Origin of the sequence: Pseudomonas fluorescens, from assembly GCF_902497785.1 — a bacterium.
In the GTDB taxonomy this organism is placed as follows: Bacteria; Pseudomonadota; Gammaproteobacteria; order Pseudomonadales; family Pseudomonadaceae; genus Aquipseudomonas; species Aquipseudomonas fluorescens_BO.
On the sequence record NZ_CABVHK010000005.1, the window covers coordinates 37114 to 57296 of the forward strand.

Annotated in this window: 20 protein-coding genes; 6 read left to right on the forward strand and 14 right to left on the reverse strand. The window is 58.5% G+C overall.

The window, feature by feature from the left end; all coding sequences use genetic code 11:
- Nucleotides 1-140 precede the first annotated feature (140 nt).
- Nucleotides 141-407, reverse strand: coding sequence for a hypothetical protein (locus F8N62_RS08790; protein ID WP_150710588.1), 267 nt, complete (start codon nt 405-407; stop codon nt 141-143).
- A gap of 344 nt (nt 408-751) precedes the next feature.
- On the opposite strand from F8N62_RS08790, the gene F8N62_RS08795 reads away from it, so the two are divergent.
- Entirely contained in the window at nt 752-2077 is a 1326-nt protein-coding gene (locus tag F8N62_RS08795; protein WP_150710589.1) for a sigma-54 dependent transcriptional regulator, read from the forward strand.
- 163 nt (nt 2078-2240) lie between these two features.
- On the opposite strand, the gene F8N62_RS08800 is transcribed toward F8N62_RS08795, so the two are convergent.
- From F8N62_RS08800 to F8N62_RS08840, 9 genes are all read right to left on the reverse strand, one after another.
- Nucleotides 2241-3521 carry a transporter gene (locus F8N62_RS08800; RefSeq protein WP_150710590.1) on the reverse strand — a complete coding sequence of 427 codons (1281 nt, stop codon included), beginning with the start codon at nt 3519-3521 and terminating at the stop codon, nt 2241-2243.
- 46 nt (nt 3522-3567) lie between these two features.
- On the reverse strand, nt 3568-4314 hold the full coding sequence (locus F8N62_RS08805) for a hypothetical protein (RefSeq protein WP_150710591.1): 747 nt from the start codon (nt 4312-4314) through the stop codon (nt 3568-3570).
- A gap of 33 nt (nt 4315-4347) precedes the next feature.
- Nucleotides 4348-5031 carry a C39 family peptidase gene (locus F8N62_RS08810; RefSeq protein ID WP_150710592.1) on the reverse strand — a complete coding sequence of 228 codons (684 nt, stop codon included), beginning with the start codon at nt 5029-5031 and terminating at the stop codon, nt 4348-4350.
- A gap of 62 nt (nt 5032-5093) precedes the next feature.
- Nucleotides 5094-6557 carry a heme utilization protein gene (locus F8N62_RS08815; protein WP_150710593.1) on the reverse strand — a complete coding sequence of 488 codons (1464 nt, stop codon included), beginning with the start codon at nt 6555-6557 and terminating at the stop codon, nt 5094-5096.
- 51 nt (nt 6558-6608) lie between these two features.
- Nucleotides 6609-7181: an adhesin gene (locus F8N62_RS08820; RefSeq protein ID WP_150710594.1), complete on the reverse strand. Its 573-nt coding sequence runs from the start codon at nt 7179-7181 to the stop codon at nt 6609-6611.
- Nucleotide 7182: 1 nt separating this feature from the next.
- The gene (locus F8N62_RS08825) at nt 7183-7620 is read right to left on the reverse strand and encodes a hypothetical protein (protein ID WP_150710836.1); all 438 of its coding nucleotides are present in this window, start codon (nt 7618-7620) and stop codon (nt 7183-7185) included.
- 333 nt (nt 7621-7953) lie between these two features.
- Nucleotides 7954-8478 carry an AAA family ATPase gene (locus tag F8N62_RS08830; protein WP_150710595.1) on the reverse strand — a complete coding sequence of 175 codons (525 nt, stop codon included), beginning with the start codon at nt 8476-8478 and terminating at the stop codon, nt 7954-7956.
- Nucleotides 8475-9038, reverse strand: a complete 564-nt coding sequence (gene pnuC, locus F8N62_RS08835; RefSeq protein ID WP_150710596.1) for a nicotinamide riboside transporter PnuC — start codon at nt 9036-9038, stop codon at nt 8475-8477. The genes F8N62_RS08830 and pnuC overlap by 4 nt, the downstream gene beginning before the upstream one ends.
- Nucleotides 9039-9179: 141 nt before the next feature.
- Nucleotides 9180-10814 (reverse strand): methyl-accepting chemotaxis protein, encoded by a 1635-nt coding sequence (locus tag F8N62_RS08840; protein WP_150710597.1) that lies wholly within the window; start codon nt 10812-10814, stop codon nt 9180-9182.
- A gap of 294 nt (nt 10815-11108) precedes the next feature.
- Between F8N62_RS08840 and F8N62_RS08845 the strand changes: the two genes are divergently transcribed.
- Both F8N62_RS08845 and F8N62_RS08850 read left to right on the forward strand, forming a co-directional pair.
- Nucleotides 11109-11939 carry an undecaprenyl-diphosphate phosphatase gene (locus tag F8N62_RS08845; protein WP_150710598.1) on the forward strand — a complete coding sequence of 277 codons (831 nt, stop codon included), beginning with the start codon at nt 11109-11111 and terminating at the stop codon, nt 11937-11939.
- Entirely contained in the window at nt 11936-12364 is a 429-nt protein-coding gene (locus tag F8N62_RS08850) for a DUF1294 domain-containing protein (RefSeq protein WP_150710599.1), read from the forward strand. The genes F8N62_RS08845 and F8N62_RS08850 overlap by 4 nt, the downstream gene beginning before the upstream one ends.
- Here F8N62_RS08850 and F8N62_RS08855 read toward each other — a convergent pair.
- The gene (locus tag F8N62_RS08855; protein ID WP_150710600.1) at nt 12361-12720 is read right to left on the reverse strand and encodes an MmcQ/YjbR family DNA-binding protein; all 360 of its coding nucleotides are present in this window, start codon (nt 12718-12720) and stop codon (nt 12361-12363) included. The genes F8N62_RS08850 and F8N62_RS08855 overlap by 4 nt on opposite strands.
- Nucleotides 12717-13625 (reverse strand): LysR substrate-binding domain-containing protein, encoded by a 909-nt coding sequence (locus tag F8N62_RS08860; RefSeq protein WP_150710601.1) that lies wholly within the window; start codon nt 13623-13625, stop codon nt 12717-12719. The genes F8N62_RS08855 and F8N62_RS08860 overlap by 4 nt, the downstream gene beginning before the upstream one ends.
- Nucleotides 13626-13755: 130 nt before the next feature.
- Here F8N62_RS08860 and F8N62_RS08865 point away from each other — a divergent pair, with 130 nt between their 5' ends.
- Together F8N62_RS08865 and F8N62_RS08870 are read left to right on the forward strand one after the other, a co-directional pair.
- Nucleotides 13756-14367: an FMN-dependent NADH-azoreductase gene (locus F8N62_RS08865; RefSeq protein WP_150710602.1), complete on the forward strand. Its 612-nt coding sequence runs from the start codon at nt 13756-13758 to the stop codon at nt 14365-14367.
- Between the two features lie 256 nt (nt 14368-14623).
- Complete coding sequence (locus F8N62_RS08870) at nt 14624-15661, forward strand: alpha/beta hydrolase family protein (RefSeq protein WP_150710603.1); 1038 nt, start codon at nt 14624-14626, stop codon at nt 15659-15661.
- A 101-nt stretch (nt 15662-15762) separates the two neighbouring features.
- Here the strand turns inward: F8N62_RS08870 and F8N62_RS08875 are convergent, their stop codons facing one another.
- On the reverse strand, nt 15763-16950 hold the full coding sequence (locus F8N62_RS08875; RefSeq protein WP_150710604.1) for an MFS transporter: 1188 nt from the start codon (nt 16948-16950) through the stop codon (nt 15763-15765).
- A gap of 213 nt (nt 16951-17163) precedes the next feature.
- Entirely contained in the window at nt 17164-18753 is a 1590-nt protein-coding gene (locus F8N62_RS08880; RefSeq protein WP_150710605.1) for an ABC-F family ATPase, read from the reverse strand.
- 414 nt (nt 18754-19167) lie between these two features.
- Here F8N62_RS08880 and lpxO point away from each other — a divergent pair, with 414 nt between their 5' ends.
- On the forward strand, nt 19168-20067 hold the full coding sequence (gene lpxO / locus F8N62_RS08885; RefSeq protein WP_150710606.1) for a lipid A hydroxylase LpxO: 900 nt from the start codon (nt 19168-19170) through the stop codon (nt 20065-20067).
- Nucleotides 20068-20183 lie beyond the last annotated feature (116 nt).

The following is a 20183-nucleotide window of genomic DNA, read 5'->3' on the forward strand; positions in this document are numbered from 1 at the left end:
TCGAACCACTGATAAGCCAGCCAAATAATCGGCCCTGTGAAATTCGAATAAGGAGTGTCATGCGTATTGTTGGCCTAAAGACCCACTAACTAACGCTGAAGAAAGGGGGCGGATTACCGGGCGGTAATCCGCAAAACGCATTAGTGCGGCATTGTCCAGGATTGCAACTGATAACCTTCCTGGCTCAGCTCTTTTCGGGCTTCTTCCAGAACATGTTCAAGTTGCGCAGGATCGGTGTAGGCACTGCTGGGGATTTGTTTGCGGCCTATACGTGTGTTGGTGCGATCGATAACGGTCAGGCTGAGTTCACCGTTACCGTCCTGTGGAGCCCAGGCCACGCATTGGAACGGCTGGAATGCGCGGTCGGCAATCAAAAGAGCTTCGTTGATACGGAGCGGGGCGTTCATCGGGGTCTTCTCTCTGTTTGCCCAATCAAGTGATGTGCCGTCGGTTGGGCTTACCGTTCGGCTGGTTACTTGTACTGATGCCCGCAACCGGGGATTGGGTCACATACAATTAGAAGAAATTTCATTTTTATTTTCCGATTCACGCTTTCCCCCATGCATTGAAAGCTGCATGAAAGGTTTGACTCGTTAGGTAACTAACAAACCTCTCTCTTATAACTACTTGTCCTTGATTCCTATAGTCAATCGATACAAGCCAGTGTCAAATTCTTGCTAATGTTACAGCCAGGTCTGCCAAATGACTGTTTTTAATAATATTTCCTATAATTTGGCGCCAAGGAACAGTCATGAACGATGCGCCTGCTTTACGTCGCCTGCTGGTCGTGGATCCCTGCGATGACTGCCACCGTTTGCTGCCCGGTTTGCGTTCTGTTGGGTGGGATGTCGATAGCTGTACGCTGGAAAATGCCGGCGACCGGACCTGTGATGTCGGCCTGCTGCGTTTGCAGCCTTTCCACCTGGAGCGCCCGGATGCCGTCAAAGAGCTGATCAGTCGCAGTGGCACCGAGTGGATCGCCGTACTCAATCAGGAAGTCCTGCGGCTGCAGAATGTCGGCGACTTTGTCTGCGAATGGTTTTTCGATTTCCATACGTTGCCGTTTGACGTCGCCCGGGTGCAAGTCACGCTGGGTCGCGCGTTCGGCATGGCGCGTTTGCGCGGTCAGGGCACGGTTCACATCGATCAGCCCGAACATGAGTTGCTTGGCGACAGCAAGCCGATTCGTGAACTGCGCAAACTGCTGAGCAAACTGGCGCCCACCGAATCGCCGGTATTGATTCGCGGCGAAAGCGGTACGGGTAAAGAACTGGTCGCTCGCACACTCCATCGGCAATCCCAGCGCCACAGCAAACCCTTTGTCGCGATCAATTGCGGCGCGATCCCCGAACACTTGATTCAGTCGGAGTTGTTCGGCCACGAGAAGGGTGCCTTTACGGGTGCCCATCAACGCAAAGTCGGGCGGATCGAAGCGGCCAATGGCGGAACGCTGTTTCTTGACGAGATCGGCGATCTGCCTCTGGAGTTGCAGGCCAATCTGTTGCGGTTCCTCCAGGAAAAACACATCGAGCGCGTGGGCGGCAGTCAGCCGATTCCGGTGGATGTGCGGGTATTGGCGGCGACCCACGTTGATCTCGAGGCGGCCATCGAAAAGAAACGCTTTCGCGAAGATTTGTATTACCGCCTCAACGTGCTGCAAGTGGTCACTGCACCCCTGCGCGAGCGTCATGGCGATTTGTCGATGCTGGCCAACCATTTTTCCCACTTCTACAGCCATGAAACCGGCCGTCGCCCGCGCAGCTTCAGCGAAGACGCGTTGATCGCCATGGGCAAGCATGACTGGCCGGGTAATGTGCGCGAACTGGCCAATCGGGTCCGCCGCGGTCTGGTGTTGGCCGAAGGGCGGCAGATCGAAGCGCGTGACCTGGGGTTGATCAGCCAGCATGCGATCGCCACGCCGATGGGCACCCTTGAAGACTACAAAACCCGCGCCGAGCGCCAGGCATTGTGCGACGTGTTGAACCGGCACAGCGACAATCTGAGCGTCGCCGCCCGTGTGCTGGGCGTGTCGCGGCCAACGTTTTACCGATTGCTGCACAAGCATCAGATCCGCTGAAGATCGTCCGAACGCGGCCCGAGCCTTCGGCAGCTCCTACCGGATATGCATTCCAAGGTAGGAGCTGCCGAAGGCTGCGATCTTTTGATCTTTTGATCTTTTGATCTTTTGATCTTCAAACGAAGAAAAGCCCCGTTGCGAAACGGGGCTTTTTGGTTGTGGATCAGAAGTAGTACGGGAATTTCAAACTGAAGGAGAAGTCTGGCGCGTCGTCGGTCAGGCCGATGGCCAGGTTGGGCACGATCGTCAGGTTGTCGCTGGCGGCCAGGGTCATGCCGATGTTGAAGTTGGCAGCGTTGTAATCGCTGTTGGAAATCGACTGCCAATCGCCCCCGTCAGGCCTGATCTTGCTCTTGCGGGCGAACTGATCGGAGAACGAGAACGACATACTCATCTTCTCGTTCAAGGCGAATGCAATGCCGGCGCCGATCTGCCAGGAATCGCCCAGTTTCACGTCGCCTTTCACCTTGGAGTCGACCTGAGGGCTGATGTCGCTGAAAGAATCTTGCACGTTGTAGGTGTACGACAGGCTGCCGAACAGCACGGCCGGGTCGAAGGACTTGACCAGCGAGAGGCCCGGGGTGATCGACCAGACACCGTTGCCGGTCGGCAAGTCCTCGGGGACCGCGAGGTTGTCGTTGTTCGGATCTTCGATCAGCTTGATGCCGTAGGGGTCGTCTCCGGTCGGTGCCTTGACGCGCAGTGTCGCGACCGCGTCGGGCAGGTTGGCCGACTCATCCAGAAACTTGTAGGCAACGCCAACGTTGACATCGCCAATGGTTGGGTCGCGGGTCACGGTTGCGTCCGACGTCACCGGGCCTGCACCACCGGCGCCACCGGAAGAGTACGTCGATTCGCGATAAACCACGGGGACGTTAATGTCGAACTGCCAACGTTGTGCCACGTTGTAGCGGGCCGTCAGGTCCAGGGTCCAGTTGTCGGCCTTGATCCGGTCGAGGTTGATGTTGCCGAGAAAAATCGAATCCAGTGCCAGGAAGCCATTGAGGGTGAGTGCACGGGTGTCGTAGTGCGTGTAGGTCAGGCCGGTTTCGACGCTGAACTTGCCGCCACCGAAGAAGCCGCTGGCTTCGTCATACAGGTTGGAAACGCTTTGCGCGGGTTCCGAATCGTCCTTGAGCGATTGGCCGTACGAACTGCCTGAGGTTCCCGGCGCACCAGCGGCCACCGCCTGGCCACCCCTGGGCGTTTCGGCGGGGGATTTGGTCAGGCGTTTGGGTGCAGGGGTCACCGGTGTTTCTTCGACTTGGCGAACGCGTTGCTCGAGTACCATCAACGCGTTCTGTTGTGCTTCGTAACGCTGTTTCAACTCCATGAGTTCTTGTTTTAGTGCTTCGACCTGGGGGTCCGGTGCTGCGTATGACAATGTGGCCGGGGCCAGGCTACTCAAACAGACGAAAGCTCTGAACGTTAAAGATCGGTGCATGGGTTAGCCGTCCCTTCTGACTACATATGATGAGACTGAGCGTAGATCAGAATCCGAGAGCGCGAAGACCTTTGAGCTGGTCCAGATTGCCGTTCAGTGCCCCGCCTGTCGGCACGTTGTCACGCATCACGACATTGAGCGACGTGATGTTGCGGACCTGGTTGCCACCGCCGAGCAGCGTCGTATTCTGCATCAGTCCACCCTGAGCCAGGCGTTGCACGGTACTGCCCTGGTTGTTGTTGGCCATTATGTTGAGCTGCACACCACTCCCGGTCGAGGAAACGCTCAGCGAGCCCGCGTCATTGGAGCCGAACAGCGTCGAGCCTGCGGCCAATGCCTGGCCCTGCTGTTGTGTGACTGACGCTTCGTTACCCCTGGTGACGTTGATATCAACGTTGTTGTAGGCCGTGTTGTTGTCGCCGGCAGCCCGCACGACTTGCGTCACACCTTCGGTGCTATTGAGGCCGCTGCCGCCAGCGACGATGCCGGTGCCGTTGCTTGACGAGCGCGCCGAGCCAGTGCCTTTTTCGTCGACCATCGACACATAGAACTGTGGCTTGATCGTTGATTGTTGAATTTGCATCGAGGAAGTGGCACCGATCACGTCACCGTTGGCATTTTGCCAAGTGCTGGACATGACGACGCCGAAACTGATGATGCGGCCCGGCATCACGTAGCGGCCTCGCAGGTTCGCCAGTTCATGGTCCTTCAGTTCGATCGGTATGAATGTCTGTGCCTGGGTCGGCAGGCTGGCGGCCAGACAAACTACGGCCAGCCACATTGGAGTCTTCATTGAATGCTCCCGGAGCGTCATGCTCCCTTTTTATTAGAAGAAGTCGCTTCGGAGGAATCCATATTCCAACAATTCTGAGTCTTGCACCGAATTGAAGGCGTTGATGCGCTTCCTGGCGGTCAGAGGCATGGGCGGGTCGAGCAACGCATTGGTTTTGTCGTAGCCCTGGCCGATGACGGCGAAAATGATGCCGTTCCAGCCTTTGACAAAATCTTCAACTTTGTAGCGCTTGTGGCCGAGTACCGGATCGCCGATATAGACCCAGCCGTCATGGACTCTTTGCATGACGACAAAATGCTTGTAGCCACGGATGTCCAGGAGCACTACCACCGGAATTCTGATCTCGCTCAACGTCTCAGGCGCTACCCGGTAACCGCGGGCCCGCATGCCGAGACTTTCCACGTAACGCTTCATGTCGAGCATGGAGAAGCCCTGAACGCGCACAAGATCCTGATCGGAGTGTGCCAGCATGCCTTCGATGATCATTTCTTCATTCACGTCCAGCCAATAGGCCTGGCGCAAAATGGTTGCCAGCGCCGCGGCGCCGCAACTGAAATCGGTTTTCTGTTGCACCAGGTCGGCAAACTTGCGTTCGCGTACGCTCTGGATCGGCTTGTAGATCACCGCGCCGCCCGGCAGGACGGAAAGCGGCATTTGTGCGGCCTCGCTCACACTGGCCACGCACATCAAGAATGCCAAGGCGATGATAATGCGCATGATGGGACCCCCTCTGGTGGTGCTGAAAAAGGCCCCCGTAAGGGGGCCTCCAGAGACAGCCATTAGAACGACTGGTTGGAAATGGCCAACGAGTTGCTTTGTTGGTTGCCCACGCCAGCCGCTACGTTGACGCCGAGGTTGCCACTGCCGCCATTCACCGAACCGCTCAGGGTTGCAGTGTTGGTTACAGGGTTAGCCCAGCCAGTTGGGGTCAGCACTTGATAAGAGTAGGTGTTGCTCAAATCATAAGAGCTGCTTTCGCTGTAGCTTTTGGCTTTGTCATACGCAGATTCGGACGACTTGCTGCCCGATTTATCGTACGAGGACGCGGTCGATTTTTCGTACGAACTATCGAACGCTTTCTCGAACGACGAATCGCGCGACTTGTCGTACGAAGATTCGTGCGATTTGTCGTACGAGGAGTCGCGCGTTACGTCGAACGAGGATTCGTGCGATCTGTCGAACGATTTGTCTACCGCTACGTCAAGCGTTGCATCAACCGATGCGTTAAGCGATGCCTCGGAGCTGCTGCTGCGGGTGCGATCGCCAAAGCCAAAATTGACGGTAGAGGAATTGGAAGCCGCCGCTTCCGCGTCCAGAGTAGCGCCCAGGGAAGCAGTCAACGAAGAACTCGAAGAACCGCTCGCAGCGCTGCTGTTGGAACCGCTCGCAGCACTGCTGTTGGAACCGCTTGCAGCACTGCTGTTGGAACCGCTTGCGGCGCTGCTGTTGGAACCGCTTACATCAATGCTCAAAGAGCCGCTGGAATCAGAGCTCCTGGAACCGGCCGCAGCCCAGGCCGAAGAAGCGCTTTGACTGCCGCTGGCTTCGAAGGACTTCTCAAAATTGGCACTACCGCTAGCGGTTTTGGTCACCGTAATGGTATCCACGCGGTAGGTCCGGTCAGCGGCGTTATTCACGATCAGGCCAGGACCGCTTTGATTGGCGGAGGCGGTGGCTCGTGCGTTACCCAGCGGGGCATTGGTGTTGGCAATGGCCATGGTATTTTTCTGCTGGTTCAGGTCGCCGCCAGCGATGTTGATACCCATATTGCCGCTGGCGCCGCTGCCGGATCCGCTCATCACGGCAGAGTTGGTGACGCCATAATTGTTGACGCGGTTATCGTTGCTGGTTTGCCGGACGTCAGCGGTGGCAGTGGCCGTGCCGAACACAAAGCTGTTATCGATCGCGGCGTTGTCGGAAGCAGCGTTGGCGATGGCGGCGGCGTTATCTTGCTGGTTGCCGTTACCGGCCGCCACGTTGATGCCGACGTTGCCGCTCGAGCCTCCACCCGAACTACTCATCTCGGCTGAGTTTTCTACCCCTTCATTCAAGATGCGATTGCCGGTACTGCTTTGTCTGTCGTTAGCAACTGCAGTGGCGCTGATAGGGACCATTCTTGCAGGTGGGGTTTGGTTGCCTCCATTGTGGTTGCCACGCCGATCGTTTTGCTCAGCCTGTACAGCAACAGCCATGACCGCAGCAATTGCGAAAACCAGAGGCTTTAGTGCCATCGAAGGTTTCATGGTGATTCTCCGTACTTATTTTAGGTTAAGTGTTGTATCTACCTGTTTGGGTCAATCCGCGACCCGGATGCTCAGGGTGTTAGCCATTCGGTTTCCCACCCCTGCACTCTGATTCAACTGAATTACCCCACGGCTACCGGTGAAAGCCTGGTCACTGGTAGTGACCTGGCGATGGCCTGGTGCAGAAGCAGTCGGATCGGAGTTGTTGAGCAGCGCCACGTTCTGTTGCATGAGGACGCTGTCGTCGATGCTTTGCGGCTGAGCACTGATGCTGATTCGCAGTGCGTTGGCTTGCTGGTTGCTGGCGCCCGAGCTCTGGTTCACACCCAGTACCCCGTTGCCATTGCTGAATGAATCGCCCTGAATGCTGGAGCGGGCGTCGATCGCGGGGTCGACAGAGGAACGCAACCGTTGGCGAATCTCTGTGGTCGCGCTGGCGCCCTGGCCAATGGCGATGGCACGGGCGTTAGCCTGTTGCTGAAAATCGCCGGCCGCCTGGTTGACCCCGAGGTTGCCTTGGTACTGCATGCCCGAATTGTCGATTTCGGCATTGTTGATGACGGGTGGCTGGGCAAAGGTGGATGCACTGCAAAACATGGCGAGAATCAGCAGCGAACGATTCATCTTAACGGTCTCCCGTTATGATTTTCAGAGCACCCAGGCCTTGCTGGATGTTGGAATTGACCATGTTGGCAATGCCGCTGCCGCCATTGCCCGAACGTCCGGCAGGGAGGTTGGAAAGCTGGGTCTGGTTGGTGATATTGCCGCCCAGGTTGGTGTTGTTTTGCGAGACCAGGCGGGAGATACCGGCGCCGCTGGCGACGTTGGCGAAGTCGCCGTCGCTCAACTCGTTCGTTTGGCCGAGAACATATTTCGACGGATTGGCATTGGCGGTCGTTGGGTTGGGGTCGGGCATGACCGGCGGCTGCACTGCGTTGCGAACCTGGACATCACGTTTGATGATAATGATGCCGTTTTCAGCCTGTACCGGCGGACTGACCATCGAGCCCAGTGCGCCTCCGATCAACAGGAGGCTAAAGATGCATTGATCAAATTTCCCCACGGCGGCAATTCCTTCTGTAAGTGAAACGCTGGCCCTTATCAGCAGTGCGAGGGAAGAGAGCAGAAGGTGTGCCGGTTTTTGATTTTGTTTTAAAAACAGTGGGTTGGCGTTAGTTGTCGATGTTGTCAAGAATATGTTGTAACGGCGTTGAGACACAGCTACGCAAAAATGCGAGCCATGCTGGCGGCAAATGCTTGTCGAGGGGGCTGACGGCAGGCTGTATCAGCGACTTAACATTTTCTTTCGGGCGCGCTCGGGCCGCTTTAGCTCGGGGGCTTTCACAGGTGGGGGTGTTTCAGGAACGGACATAGGTGGCAGGGTGCAATCACCCTGTCACGATTCAAGTAAGCGCTTTACAGCGTCAAATGCCGCATCCCTGCGCTGGTTCCAGTCTCCTTGCAGCACCTGATACGGTTGGCGGTGCAGGTCAAGCCATTGACGGCTCTCCTGGAAAAACGCCAGGCGTTCTGCCAGCTGCGGTTGGCAACGCTGTCCATCGTCATGCCACGCCACAGTTTCCGGGCTCAACAGCAAATGCAGGTCGTAGTGCCGTTCCAGCAACGCTTGCTCGATCCAGGGCGGGCAGGCGCCAAACAACGTGCGACTCCAGAGGATATTGCTCAAAAGATGCGTATCAAGAATCAGCAATGACGGTTGCTTGGCGCGTGCTTCGTCTTCCCAGGTCAGCTGGCCAACTGCTATAGGCGTAATGTCGTCGTAGCAGGGTAGTCGGGCTTCAGAATCAATGAAGTGCCGAACGTACTCTGCGACCAATATGCCGCCAAAATTGGCGTTAATCTCGCTCGAAAGCCAGCTCTTGCCGCTGGATTCCGGACCGGTGAGCACCAAGACTTTCATGTGCGCAACGCCGGGTCGGCCCGCCATTCGCGCCAACCGTGCACGGCCAATAGCAGGAACAGCCCGTAGAGCACGGCGGTCAGGTACAACCCCTTGTAGAGAAACAGCCCGACAAACACCACGTCAACGGCGATCCACAGCGGCCAGCATTGCACCCGTTTTTGCGCCATCCATAACTGCGCTACCAGGCTGAAGCCCGTCAGTGCAGCATCGAGCCAGGGTTGCGCGGCGTCGGTCCAATGGGCCATGGCCGCGCCGAGCAACAGACCACCGAGCGCGCCGAGGCCCAGGCCAATCGCCACGGATTGCCCATCGAGCCGGCTGACCTTCCGACCCTGTTGCGCGTCCCCGGCGCGCGTCCACTGCCGCCAGCCATAGATTTGCAGGCCGGCGTAGATCAGTTGCAGCAGCACGTCCGAATACAGCTTCACCTCGAAAAAGATCCAGCTATAGAGAAGCACCATGACCAGGCCGATCGGCCAGCACCACGGGTTCTGTTTGACCGTCAACCAGACGGCAATGACGCCGAGGGTGGCGGCAAACAGTTCAAGCCCGGACATGGAGGTTCCTGCGAAGACGAAGAGGGGGAGCGATTGTAACGGGAAGGCGAGGATTTTGAAGATCAAAGATCGCAGCCTGCGGCAGCTCCTACAAGACTATGCGCTCAACGTAGGAGCTGCCGCAGGCTGCGATCTTTTCGGTTACACCCGAAACTGTTTGAGCAGCCCGTTCAACTGTTCGCTCAATCCCTTGAGCCGCACGCTGGCCACGCTCGACTGTTCTGCCGCCAGTGCGGTGCTGTGGGACAAACCGGCGGCCTGGGTGACGTTCTGGTTGATGTCTTCGACTACGTGCGCCTGTTGCAGGGTGGCGCTGGCGATGGAAGCGTTCAGGCCGTTGAGGTTGCGCAGGGCCTGGCCGATGGCATTCAGGCTTGCACCGGCGAGGCCCGCCTGTTCGATGGTCAGTTGCGACGCACGGCTGCTGTCGCCAATCACCTTGACCGCCGCTTCGGAGTGGCTTTGCAGGCGTTCGATCATCGACTGGATTTCGGCGGTGGATTTCTGCGTGCGCTGGGCCAGCAGTCGAACTTCATCTGCCACCACGGCAAAACCGCGGCCTTGCTCGCCGGCACGGGCGGCTTCGATGGCGGCGTTGAGGGCCAGCAGGTTGGTTTGTTCGGCGATGGAACGGATCACTTCAAGCACGCTGCCGATCTGGTTGCTTTCAGCCGCCAGTGTGCGGATGACCTCCACGGCCTGATCAATCGTCGACGACAGCTTGTCGATCTGTTGCAGGCTGCTATCGATGTTGACCTGGCCCTGTTGCGCCTGAGACTCGGCATCGCGCATTTCACTCGCCGCGTGTTCGGCATTCTTCGCCACGTCCTGCACGCCATACGTCACTTCGTTGATTGCCGTGGCCACCAGTTCCATCTGCTGGGATTGCTGCTGGCTGCGTTGTTGGGCCTGAACGGCGTCGTTGCCCAGTTCGCTGGACGACTGGCCGAGGGCGCTGGCGGAGACCTGCAATTCACTGATCACTTGCCGCAGCTTGGCAGTAAAGGCGTTGAAGTGCCGCGCCAGTTGCGTGACTTCATCCTGGCCGTGGGTATCGAGGCTGCGGGTCAGATCGCTCTCGCCGCTGGCGATGTTGGCCATTGCGCTCACGGTTTCCTGGAGCGGGCGGACGATACTGCGGGCAATCAGGATCACCAGCAGCGCCATGATCGCGGCAATCACCAGACCCACCACCGACGCCTTCCACACCTGGGCCATGAATTCGGCCTGCATGTCGTCGATGTACACGCCCGAACCAATCACCCAGCCCCAAGGCTCGAACAGTTTGACGTAGGAGGTTTTTTCCACCGGATCGCTTGCGCCCGGTTTCGGCCAGCGATAGTCGATCGGACCGGCGCCCTTGGCCTTGGCGAGGGCCACCATTTCGTTGAACACCGCAAACCCGTCCGGGTCGCGGATCGCCGAGAGGTTCTGGCCATCGAGTTTCGGGTTGGCCGGGTGCATGATCATCACCGGCGTCAGGTCGTTGATCCAGAAATAGTCGTTCTGGTCATAGCGCAGCCCGCGAACGGCGGTCAGCGCCTGTTTCTGCGCGGCCTCGCGCGTCAGCGTGCCGGCGGTTTCGAGGCCGTGGTAGTAGTTCAGAATACCGCTGGCGGTCTGCACCACGTGCTGGGTTTTCTGCGCCTTGGCGTTATACAGATCTTCGTGAATCTGCTTGAGCATCAACACACCCAACGTCAGCAGCATCAGGACGGCGACGATCAATATGAGCCACAGGCGGCGGCTGATCGACATATTGCGCAAGCTGTTCATAACGCTGTCACTCCGATTCTTCTTCTTGTAATAAACGACCGCCAGCATCCAGCCACCCTGTGCCAGTCGGGCGTATCCGAGCGAAGTCCAATAACGTGGCAGCGTTATTCAGACTTGTCTGATAGGATTTCGGCCCCGCGCGGAAAAACCTGAATCCAAGTTGATTTTTCACGAAATTCCTACGGTTTCGTCTGGATTCTGTGCGCGCGGCGCTTTAGCTGCGCTGATCGCAGTCAATGTTTTGCATAAAATTTTAACGGGGCATGCCGTGGCGCATCGCTTCTTGGGGGATTGATGGATCTTTGGACCGCGGTGCAGGCTTTGATACTTGGGATTGTCGAAGGGCTGACGGAGTTTTTGCCCATTTCCAGTACCGGGCACCAGATCATTGTGGCCGACTTGCTCAACTTCGGTGGCGAGCGGGCAATGGCCTTCAACATTATTATCCAGCTCGGCGCGATACTCGCGGTGGTCTGGGAATTTCGCCGCAAGATCTTCGAGGTGGTGGTTGGCTTGCCGACGCAGCCGAGCGCTCGCCGCTTTACCGCCAACCTGCTGATCGCGTTTCTGCCGGCGGTGGTCTTGGGGGTGATTTTTGCCGATCTGATTCACGAGTATCTGTTCAACCCGATCACCGTCGCCACCGCGCTGGTGGTGGGGGGCGTAGTGATGTTGTGGGCCGAGCGCCGCCAGCATGAAGTGCATGCTGAAACCGTGGACGAAATGACCTGGAAAGACGCGTTGAAAGTCGGCTTCGCCCAATGCCTGGCGATGATTCCGGGCACTTCGCGTTCAGGCTCGACGATCATCGGCGGCTTGCTGTTCGGACTGTCGCGCAAAACGGCCACCGAGTTTTCGTTCTTCCTGGCGATGCCGACCATGGTCGGTGCGGCGGTTTACTCGGGCTACAAATATCGCGACCTGTTCGTGCCGGCTGACTTTCCGGTGTTTGCCATCGGCTTCGTCACCGCGTTCATCTTCGCGATGATTGCTGTTCGAGGCTTGCTCAAGTTCATTGCCAGCCACAGCTATGCAGCATTCGCCTGGTATCGCATCGCGTTTGGTCTGGTAATTCTCGCCACGTGGCAGTTCGGCTGGGTGGACTGGACCGCGGTCAAGTCATGAATGAGATCCGCGCCCGCAACCCTTCCGGGCGCAGCTCCGCAGGGCCGGTGCAGAACCCACGGTGGAAACTGCTGGTGTTCGCGATGGTGTGCGCGCTGCCGCTGACGGGCTCGGTGTCGTTCTGGTTGCGCGGCATTTCGCTGGTTCCGCTGGCGGCCTACGGCATCGTCAGCGTGCTGGCGTTCTTCCTTTATTGGAGCGACAAGCGCAAGGCTCAAACGGATCGCTGGCGCACCCCCGAGAACGTGCTGCACGCCGTGGAGCTTGCCGGCGGCTGGCCCGGTGCGTTGATCGCCCAGCAGGTGTTCAGGCACAAGACGCGTAAAATCTCGTTCCAGTTGCTGTTCTGGATGATCGTGCTGCTGCATCAGGTGTTCTGGATCGATCAACTGTTCCTCGGCGCCAACCTGCTGGCCTTGTTTTAGAGCAGCAGACCGACCTGGGTACGCTTGGGCAACTTGCTCACCACCAGTTGATGGGAACGTTGCAGCAAGCCTTGCAGTTCTTCGGCGCCCAGCGGGTAGGGCGTGGCCATGATGATCCACTGGGCCCGCGCCAGATACGGCGCCGGGTGAATGCCCGGACGGTCGCAATGGCCGAGAAACAGGTCCTTGTCGACCTTGAATGCCAGGGAGTCGCCCCGCAGGTTCTGCAGGGCGAACATCTTGTTCCCGGCAATCGAAAATACCCGCACGCCACCCCATTTATAGTCTTCCCGCGCCCCCGGCAGGGCGAGGCAGAATTGCGCGACATCCGCTTCGCTCATGCGTCCAGCCTTCATATCAGTCGGTCCCCACAGGCGTTGAATGATTCGATCAAATGGTCGAGCCAGGCGCGCACGGCCGGCATCACCCCGCGCCGATGAGGGTAGACCGCTTGCAGCCAGCCGCCCGGCAGGGACCAGTTCGGAAGCAGCTCCACCAGCGCGCCGCTTTCCAGTTCCTGCTCGCAGTACATCATCGGCAGCATGGTAAAGCCCTGGCCCGCCAGCGTGCAGGCTCGGCGGACGATGAAGTCGTCGATCCCCAGCCGGGCTTCAAGCGCTAGCTCAAAACTTTTGCCCTGTTGATCGAGCATGCGGATGTGCACCATGCGATCGGCTTCAAGGGCGCCGAGCACGGGCAAACCCTTGAGGTCCTCGGGATGATTGATCGCCCGACCGCGCAGGAACTCGGGACTCGCCACCAGCAGCATCTGCGCCTGACGCAGGCGGCGGGTCACCAGCAATGGGTCCTCATCCCCCGGCTCTCGCACGCGCAGCGCGACGTCGACGCCCTCGGTCACCAGATCGACCCGGCGGTTGAGCAGCATCACTTCCAATTGCACTTGAGGGTATTTTTCGAGAAAGCGACTGATCACCCCCGGCAGCATTTCATGGGCCAGGCCGACGGGCGCGGACACGCGCAAGCGTCCGCGAGGTTCGCTGGACATGCTGGCCACGGCTTCGTCGGCCATCTCGGCTTCGAGCAGCATGGCCTGACAATGCCGTAAGTAGCGTTCACCGACAGCGGTCAGTTTCAACTGGCGGGTGGTGCGCTGCAGTAACCGCGCGCCCAGGCGTTCTTCCAGTTCGGCGATGCGTCGCGATAATCGTGACTTGGGAATCCCCAGCAAGCGCCCGGCCGCCGCGAAACCACCGGCTTCGACCACTTTGGCGAAATAGTAAAGGTCATTGAGGTCTTGCATGGTCGCTGGCTCGATTGTCCTGTCAGTGAGACGAACTATCGCATTGTTGCGGTCTAATCAGCTATTGGATTCGTCTGTAGGATTGTTCCCATCAGATCGCCCGGTGGCGATCCTCACTTGGAGAAACCACATGAAACTGCTGCATATCGATTCGAGCATTCTGGGTGACAACTCGGCTTCCCGTCAGCTGAGCAGCGAAGTGGTTGCAGCCTGGCAAGCCGCCGAGCCAACCGCCGTGGTGACCTACCGCGACCTCGCCAGCGATGCCATCAGCCACTTTTCCGCCACGACCCTGGTGGCCGCTGGCACGACCGCTGAACTGCGTAACGCCGCGCAACAGCACGAAGCCGAGCTCAGCGCATCGACGCTGGCCGAATTCCTCGCCGCCGACGCCATTGTGATCGCAGCACCGATGTACAACTTCACCATCCCGACCCAACTCAAGGCCTGGATCGACCGCATCGCCGTTGCCGGCCAGACCTTCCGCTACACCGAAGCCGGACCTGAAGGCCTGTGCGGCGGCAAAAAAGTCGTGATTGTTTCGACGTCCGGCGGTCTGCATGCCGGTCAGGCGAGCGGTGTGGCGCACGAAGAGTACTTGAAACTGCTGTTCGGCTTCATCGGTATCACCGACCTCGAATTCGTCCGCGCCGAGGGCCTGGCGTACGGTGACGAAGTGCGCAGCAACGCCATGAGCGCTGCTCGCACGCAGATCAGCGAGCAACTGTTCGCTGCTGCGTAAGGCTTTCGTAAAGGTGTAAAACAGCTCAGGCAACACCAAAAAAACTCTGTATTCTGATCACGCAAGTGGCAGATGCGGAGTTTTTTGTTTCTGGTCATTGCGAAATCATTGATGTTGTGGCCCAGGTTATGCAGTCGAGGGTTAACGTCCCCGTTCTGTAACGACCTTGGTGAGCGCAATTGCGGGCACAAGGTCGCTTCCTCGATGTTTGATGGAGAACGGGCTTTCCGGTCAAGTGACAAAGGTGGGGCCGCCTATGGTGCGTCTTTGTGCAACGCTGCTGATTTGCCTGCTCGGCAGCCTGAATTCAGTGCACGCCGCGCCTGCGCCACATCCGCACTGGAGCGTCGGTTTCCATGAGATGAGTTTTCTCGATCCGCTGGATTTGCAGCCGATGCGCGCCATCGCGTTCTATCCCTCCAGCGATCGGGAACACTCCAGCACACTTGAGGGCTACACCGTCGAAGCGGGCGAAGATACCCGCGTTGCCATCGGTCGCTTCCCGATGCTGATGTTGTCCCACGGCAACACCGGAACCCCGCTGGCCCTGCACGACCTGGCCACGTCGCTGGCGCGCAAAGGGTTTGTGGTGGTGGCGGTGATCCATCCCGGCGACAACTCCAAAGACCACAGCCGTCTCGGCACCTTGAGCAACCTCTACGGCCGGCCGATCCAGATTTCCGAAGCGATCACCGCGACCTTGGGCGACCACATGCTGGCGCCGTTCGTGAACGCCGATCAGGTTGGCGTGATCGGTTATTCGGCAGGCGGGGAGACCGCGTTGATTCTGTCGGGCGCGACGCCGGACCTGGATCGACTGCGCCGCTACTGCCAGGAACGCCCGGACGACCGCGATGCCTGCAACACCCAGGGTGAGTTGATTGTTGACCGCGATGACTTGCAGCCGGTGGCGGACCCACGGGTTCACGCGCTGCTGCTGATGGCGCCGTTGAGCCTGAAATTCGGCCGTCATACCTTGGCCGACGTGCACGTGCCGGTGCTGCTCTACAGCGGTGACGGCGACAAGCTGGTGGCCTTCGACAAAAATGCCGCCGCGCTGGCGCGCAAACTGCCCATCGCCCCGGACTTCAAATTACTGGCGGGGGCAGGGCACTTCGTGTTCATGGCGCCGTGCAACGAAGAGCAGATCATCGCCATGCCGGCGTTGTGCACCGATGCCGACGGTGTCGATCGCGAAGACATCCACCGCAACATGATTTCCGAGGCCGGGCGGTTCTTCTCCCATGCACTGGGCAAACCGACCCGCGCCGGCATGCAAACCGCCGATCAGTAACCACCACAAATTCCCCGTAGGAGCTGCCGAAGGCTGCGATCTTTTGATCCTGATCTTGAATTAGATCAAAAGATCGCAGCCTTCGGCAGCTCCTACGGGCGTCAGGTGATTGCGCGGCGTTTCAGCAACAGGGTCAAACCGAGCCCGGTCACCGACAGCATCGCCGCACTGAAGAAAATCCACGAATACCCCAAATTCAACGCCACCGCGCCCATCAACGGCCCGGCAATCGCCAGCGCCAGATCGAAGAACACCGCGTAGGCACTCAACCCGGCACCGCGACTGGAGGCAGGCACTTGTTTGATGGCTTCAACCCCCAGCGACGGGTACACCAGCGACAGCCCGAACCCGGCCAGGCCGGCGCCGAGCAGGGCGTAACCGGTCGAAGGCGCGAGCCACAGCAACACCAAGCCGACTGTTTCAATACTCATGCAGACAATCGCCGAGGTGAATCCACCGAACCGGCTGATGCTCGAAATAAACAGCAGCCGCGCCAGGATGAAACACACCCCGAACACCGTCAGGCAATACGCGGCGCCGGCCCAGCCACGACTGACGTAATACAGGGTAATAAAGGTGGTCAGCGTGCCGTAACCGATCGACGCCAGGCTCAGGCTCGCGCCGAAAGGCGCAATGCGCCCGAACACTGCCCAGAACGGCAAACGCTCGCCGCGCACCACCGGCACCGAGGGTTTGTTACGGATCAGCAGCAAGGCCAGCGCAGCCAGCAGCGTCAACGCGATACCCAGGCTGGCAAAGCCATACTCAGCCACCATCACCACGCCCAGCGGCGCACCGATAGCGATGGCGCCGTAGGAGGCGATGCCATTCCAGGAAATCGAGCGCGCGGTGTGTTCGGCACCGACCTGGCCCATGCACCAACTGATGGTGCCGACGCCGATCAAGCCTTGGGCGATCCCCAGCAACAGGCGGCCGGCGATCAGGATCAACAAACTCGTCAACGGAAAGCTTTGCAGCAGGGTGGATATAAAGGTCAGCACGCCGCTCAACACAATGCCCGACAACCCGTAAACAATCGCGCGCTTGGTGCCGATGTTGTCGGACATACGTCCGGCCATCGGGCGGCTGAGCAGGGTAGCGAGGTACTGCGAGCCAATGGTCAGCCCCGCAACCACCGCGCTGAACCCGAGTTGTTCGTGGACATAGCCTGGCAACACCGCAATCGGCAGACCGATGCAGAGAAAGGCAATAAAGGTATAGAAAACGATGGAGACGATCTGCAGGGTGATCGCCGTGGAGCTTTGCGGTGGCAGTTGCTGCGCAGACATGAGGGCTCGTTCGCGGGCGGCGGGAGAGAGTTGCATCATGGCGCGGGTGTGGAATAAATGAAAGCAGGCTAACGATCAAAACATCGCAGCCTTCGGCAGCTCCTACAATGATATGCGTACCCTCGTAGGAGCTGCCGAAGGCTGCGATCTCTTGATATTCAGCCAAAAAAAAGCCCCGTCACCAGGACAGGGCTTTTCATTTATAGCGTTTGTTTAGAACACCACACCCTGACTACGCAGGTAGTCATCATAAGTCCCGCTGAAGTCGATCACGCCGCTCGGGCTCAACTCGATAATGCGCGTGGCCAGCGACGAGACGAACTCACGGTCGTGGCTGACGAAGATCAGCGTGCCCGGATAGTTTTCCAGCGCCAGATTCAGTGCTTCGATGGATTCCATGTCCAAGTGGTTGGTCGGTTCGTCCATGATCAGCACGTTCGGCTTTTGCAGGATCAGCTTGCCGAACAGCATGCGACCTTGCTCACCACCGGAGATAACCTTCACCGACTTGAGGATCTCGTCGTTGGAGAACAGCATGCGGCCGAGGGTCCCGCGTACCACTTGCTCGCCGCCCTGGGTCCACTGGCCCATCCAGTCGAACAGGTTGCAGTCGTCTTCGAAATCATGCGCGTGGTCCTGGGCGTAGTAGCCCAGTTCCGCGGCGTCGGTCCACTTCACGGTGCCGGCATCCGGGGTCAGTTCGTTGACCAGGGTGCGCAGCAGGGTGGTTTTACCGATACCGTTCGGGCCGATGATCGCCACGCGCTCGCCGGCTTCAACCTGGAAGCTGAAGTCCTTGAACAGCGGCTTGCCGTCGAAGCCTTTGGCCATGCGATCGACGATGACCGCCTGACGGTGCAGCTTCTTGGTTTGTTCGAAACGGATGAACGGGCTCACACGGCTCGAAGGCTTGACCTCGGCCAATTGGATCTTGTCGATCGCCTTGGCGCGGGAAGTGGCCTGCTTGGCTTTCGAGGCGTTGGCCGAGAAGCGGCTGACGAACGATTGCAGCTCGGAAATTTGTGCTTTCTTCTTGGCGTTGTCCGACAGCAGTTGCTCGCGGGACTGGGTCGCCACGGTCATGTACTCGTCGTAGTTGCCCGGGAACAGGCGCAGCTCGCCGTAATCCAGGTCAGCCATGTGTGTGCACACGCTGTTCAGGAAGTGACGGTCGTGAGAGATGATGATCATCAGGCTGGAGCGCTGGGTCAGAATGTTTTCCAGCCAGCGGATGGTGTTGATGTCCAGGTGGTTGGTCGGTTCGTCGAGCAACAGCACTTCAGGATCGGAGAACAGTGCCTGCGCCAGCAATACGCGCAGTTTCCAGCCCGGGGACACTTCGCTCATCGGGCCAAAGTGCTGCTCGATGCCGATACCCAGGCCCAGCAACAATTCACCGGCGCGGGATTCGGCGGTGTAGCCGTCCATTTCGGCGAACTCGGTTTCCAGCTCGGCAACGGCCATGCCGTCTTCTTCGGTCATTTCCGGCAGCGAGTAGATACGGTCGCGCTCTGCTTTAACCTTCCACAGCTCTTCGTGACCCATGATCACGGTGTCGATCACGGTGAATTCTTCGTAGGCGAACTGGTCCTGGCGCAATTTACCCAGACGCACGTTCGGCTCGAGCATGACCTGGCCGCCGGACGGCTCGAGGTCGCCACCGAGGATTTTCATGAAGGTCGACTTGCCGCAGCCGTTGGCGCCGATCAGGCCGTAGCGGTTGCCCGCGCCGAATTTGACCGAAACGTTTTCGAATAGCGGCTTGGCGCCGAACTGCATCGTGATGTTAGCTGTAGAGATCAAAGGTTTTTCCTGCGAAGCATTCAGAGTAGCTAGGGTTGCGGCAGTACCGATTCAGTACCCGTTTCCGGTATTCAAACCACGGGAAATGCATCCCGGTCAGAAGCGGAAGGTCCATCTGGCAATAAGTGGACAGCAGCATATGGAGCGCTTGGCCCGAGTCAAAGTGCGCTGAGGCGGGGTTCATTCCCGTCATCAACCAAGGGGGGCGCGTAATGTTTGGCGGCGATTGTACTGGTCTGGCTCTTTAAACGATAGGGCGTTGAGGCCGCGCGGGTGCTTTGGCGGTACCGACGGACAGATTTTCACATTTGTTAGCTAACTATTTGTTACAAATCGTGGCTAAAATGCCATCTTTCAGCCTCATGCCGACAGGCACGGACGCAATTTGTTCACTTCTGACGTGTGACGATTTCCGTGAAACTCATCATTGCCGCTATTTATGTTGTCTCCATTGCGTACGTTCACCTGCGCGGTCGCGTGCGCCACAAACTGGGCCGCCAACTGAGTGATCACTCGTCGTTTCTGGCGCCGATCAATTGCTTCCTTTATCTGTTCTCGAAAATCCCCAACAAACCGTACCTCGACCCGGCCGATTTCCCGGACCTGAGCCCGTTGCAGGCGCATTGGCAGGAAATCCGCGAAGAGGGCCACAACCTGCTGCGCACGGGCGAGATCAAGCGCTCGAACCAGTACGACGACGTGGGTTTCAATTCATTCTTCAAGACCGGCTGGAAGCGCTTCTATTTGAAGTGGTACGGCGACAGCCATCCTTCAGCGATGAAACTCTGCCCACGTACCACCGAGCTGGTGCAAAGCATCGGCTCAATCAAAGCCGCGATGTTCGCCGAACTGCCGCCAGGTTCCAAACTGGTGCGGCACCGCGATCCGTATGCCGGCTCCTACCGTTATCACTTGGGTCTGGATACGCCAAACGACGCGGGCTGCTACATCAATGTCGATGGCGAGAACTACCACTGGCGTGACGGTGAAGCCGTGGTCTTCGACGAAACCTTCATTCATTACGCGCAAAACACCACCGATCAAAACCGCATTATTTTGTTCTGCGACATCGAGCGGCCGATGAAGTATCGCTGGGCGGCAGCGTTCAATGCCTGGTTCAGCCGTAACGTAATGTCGGCGGCGGGCGCGCCTAATGATGTGGGGGACAAGACCGGTGGGATCAATCGGCTGTTTGCCCGGATCTACAAGATTCGCCTGCGCGGGAAGGCGCTGAAGAAGCGCAATCGCACACTTTACTACCTGGAGAAGTGGGCGATTTTTGCCGGGTTGTTGGCGTTTTTTGTCTGGATCTGATTTCCGTGTCGCCCGCTATGATGCCTTCGCGGGCAAGCCCGCTCCCACAGTGTTCGGTTGTGCTCACAAAGATTGCATAAGCCGCAAAACCTGTGGGAGCGGGCTTGCCCGCGATG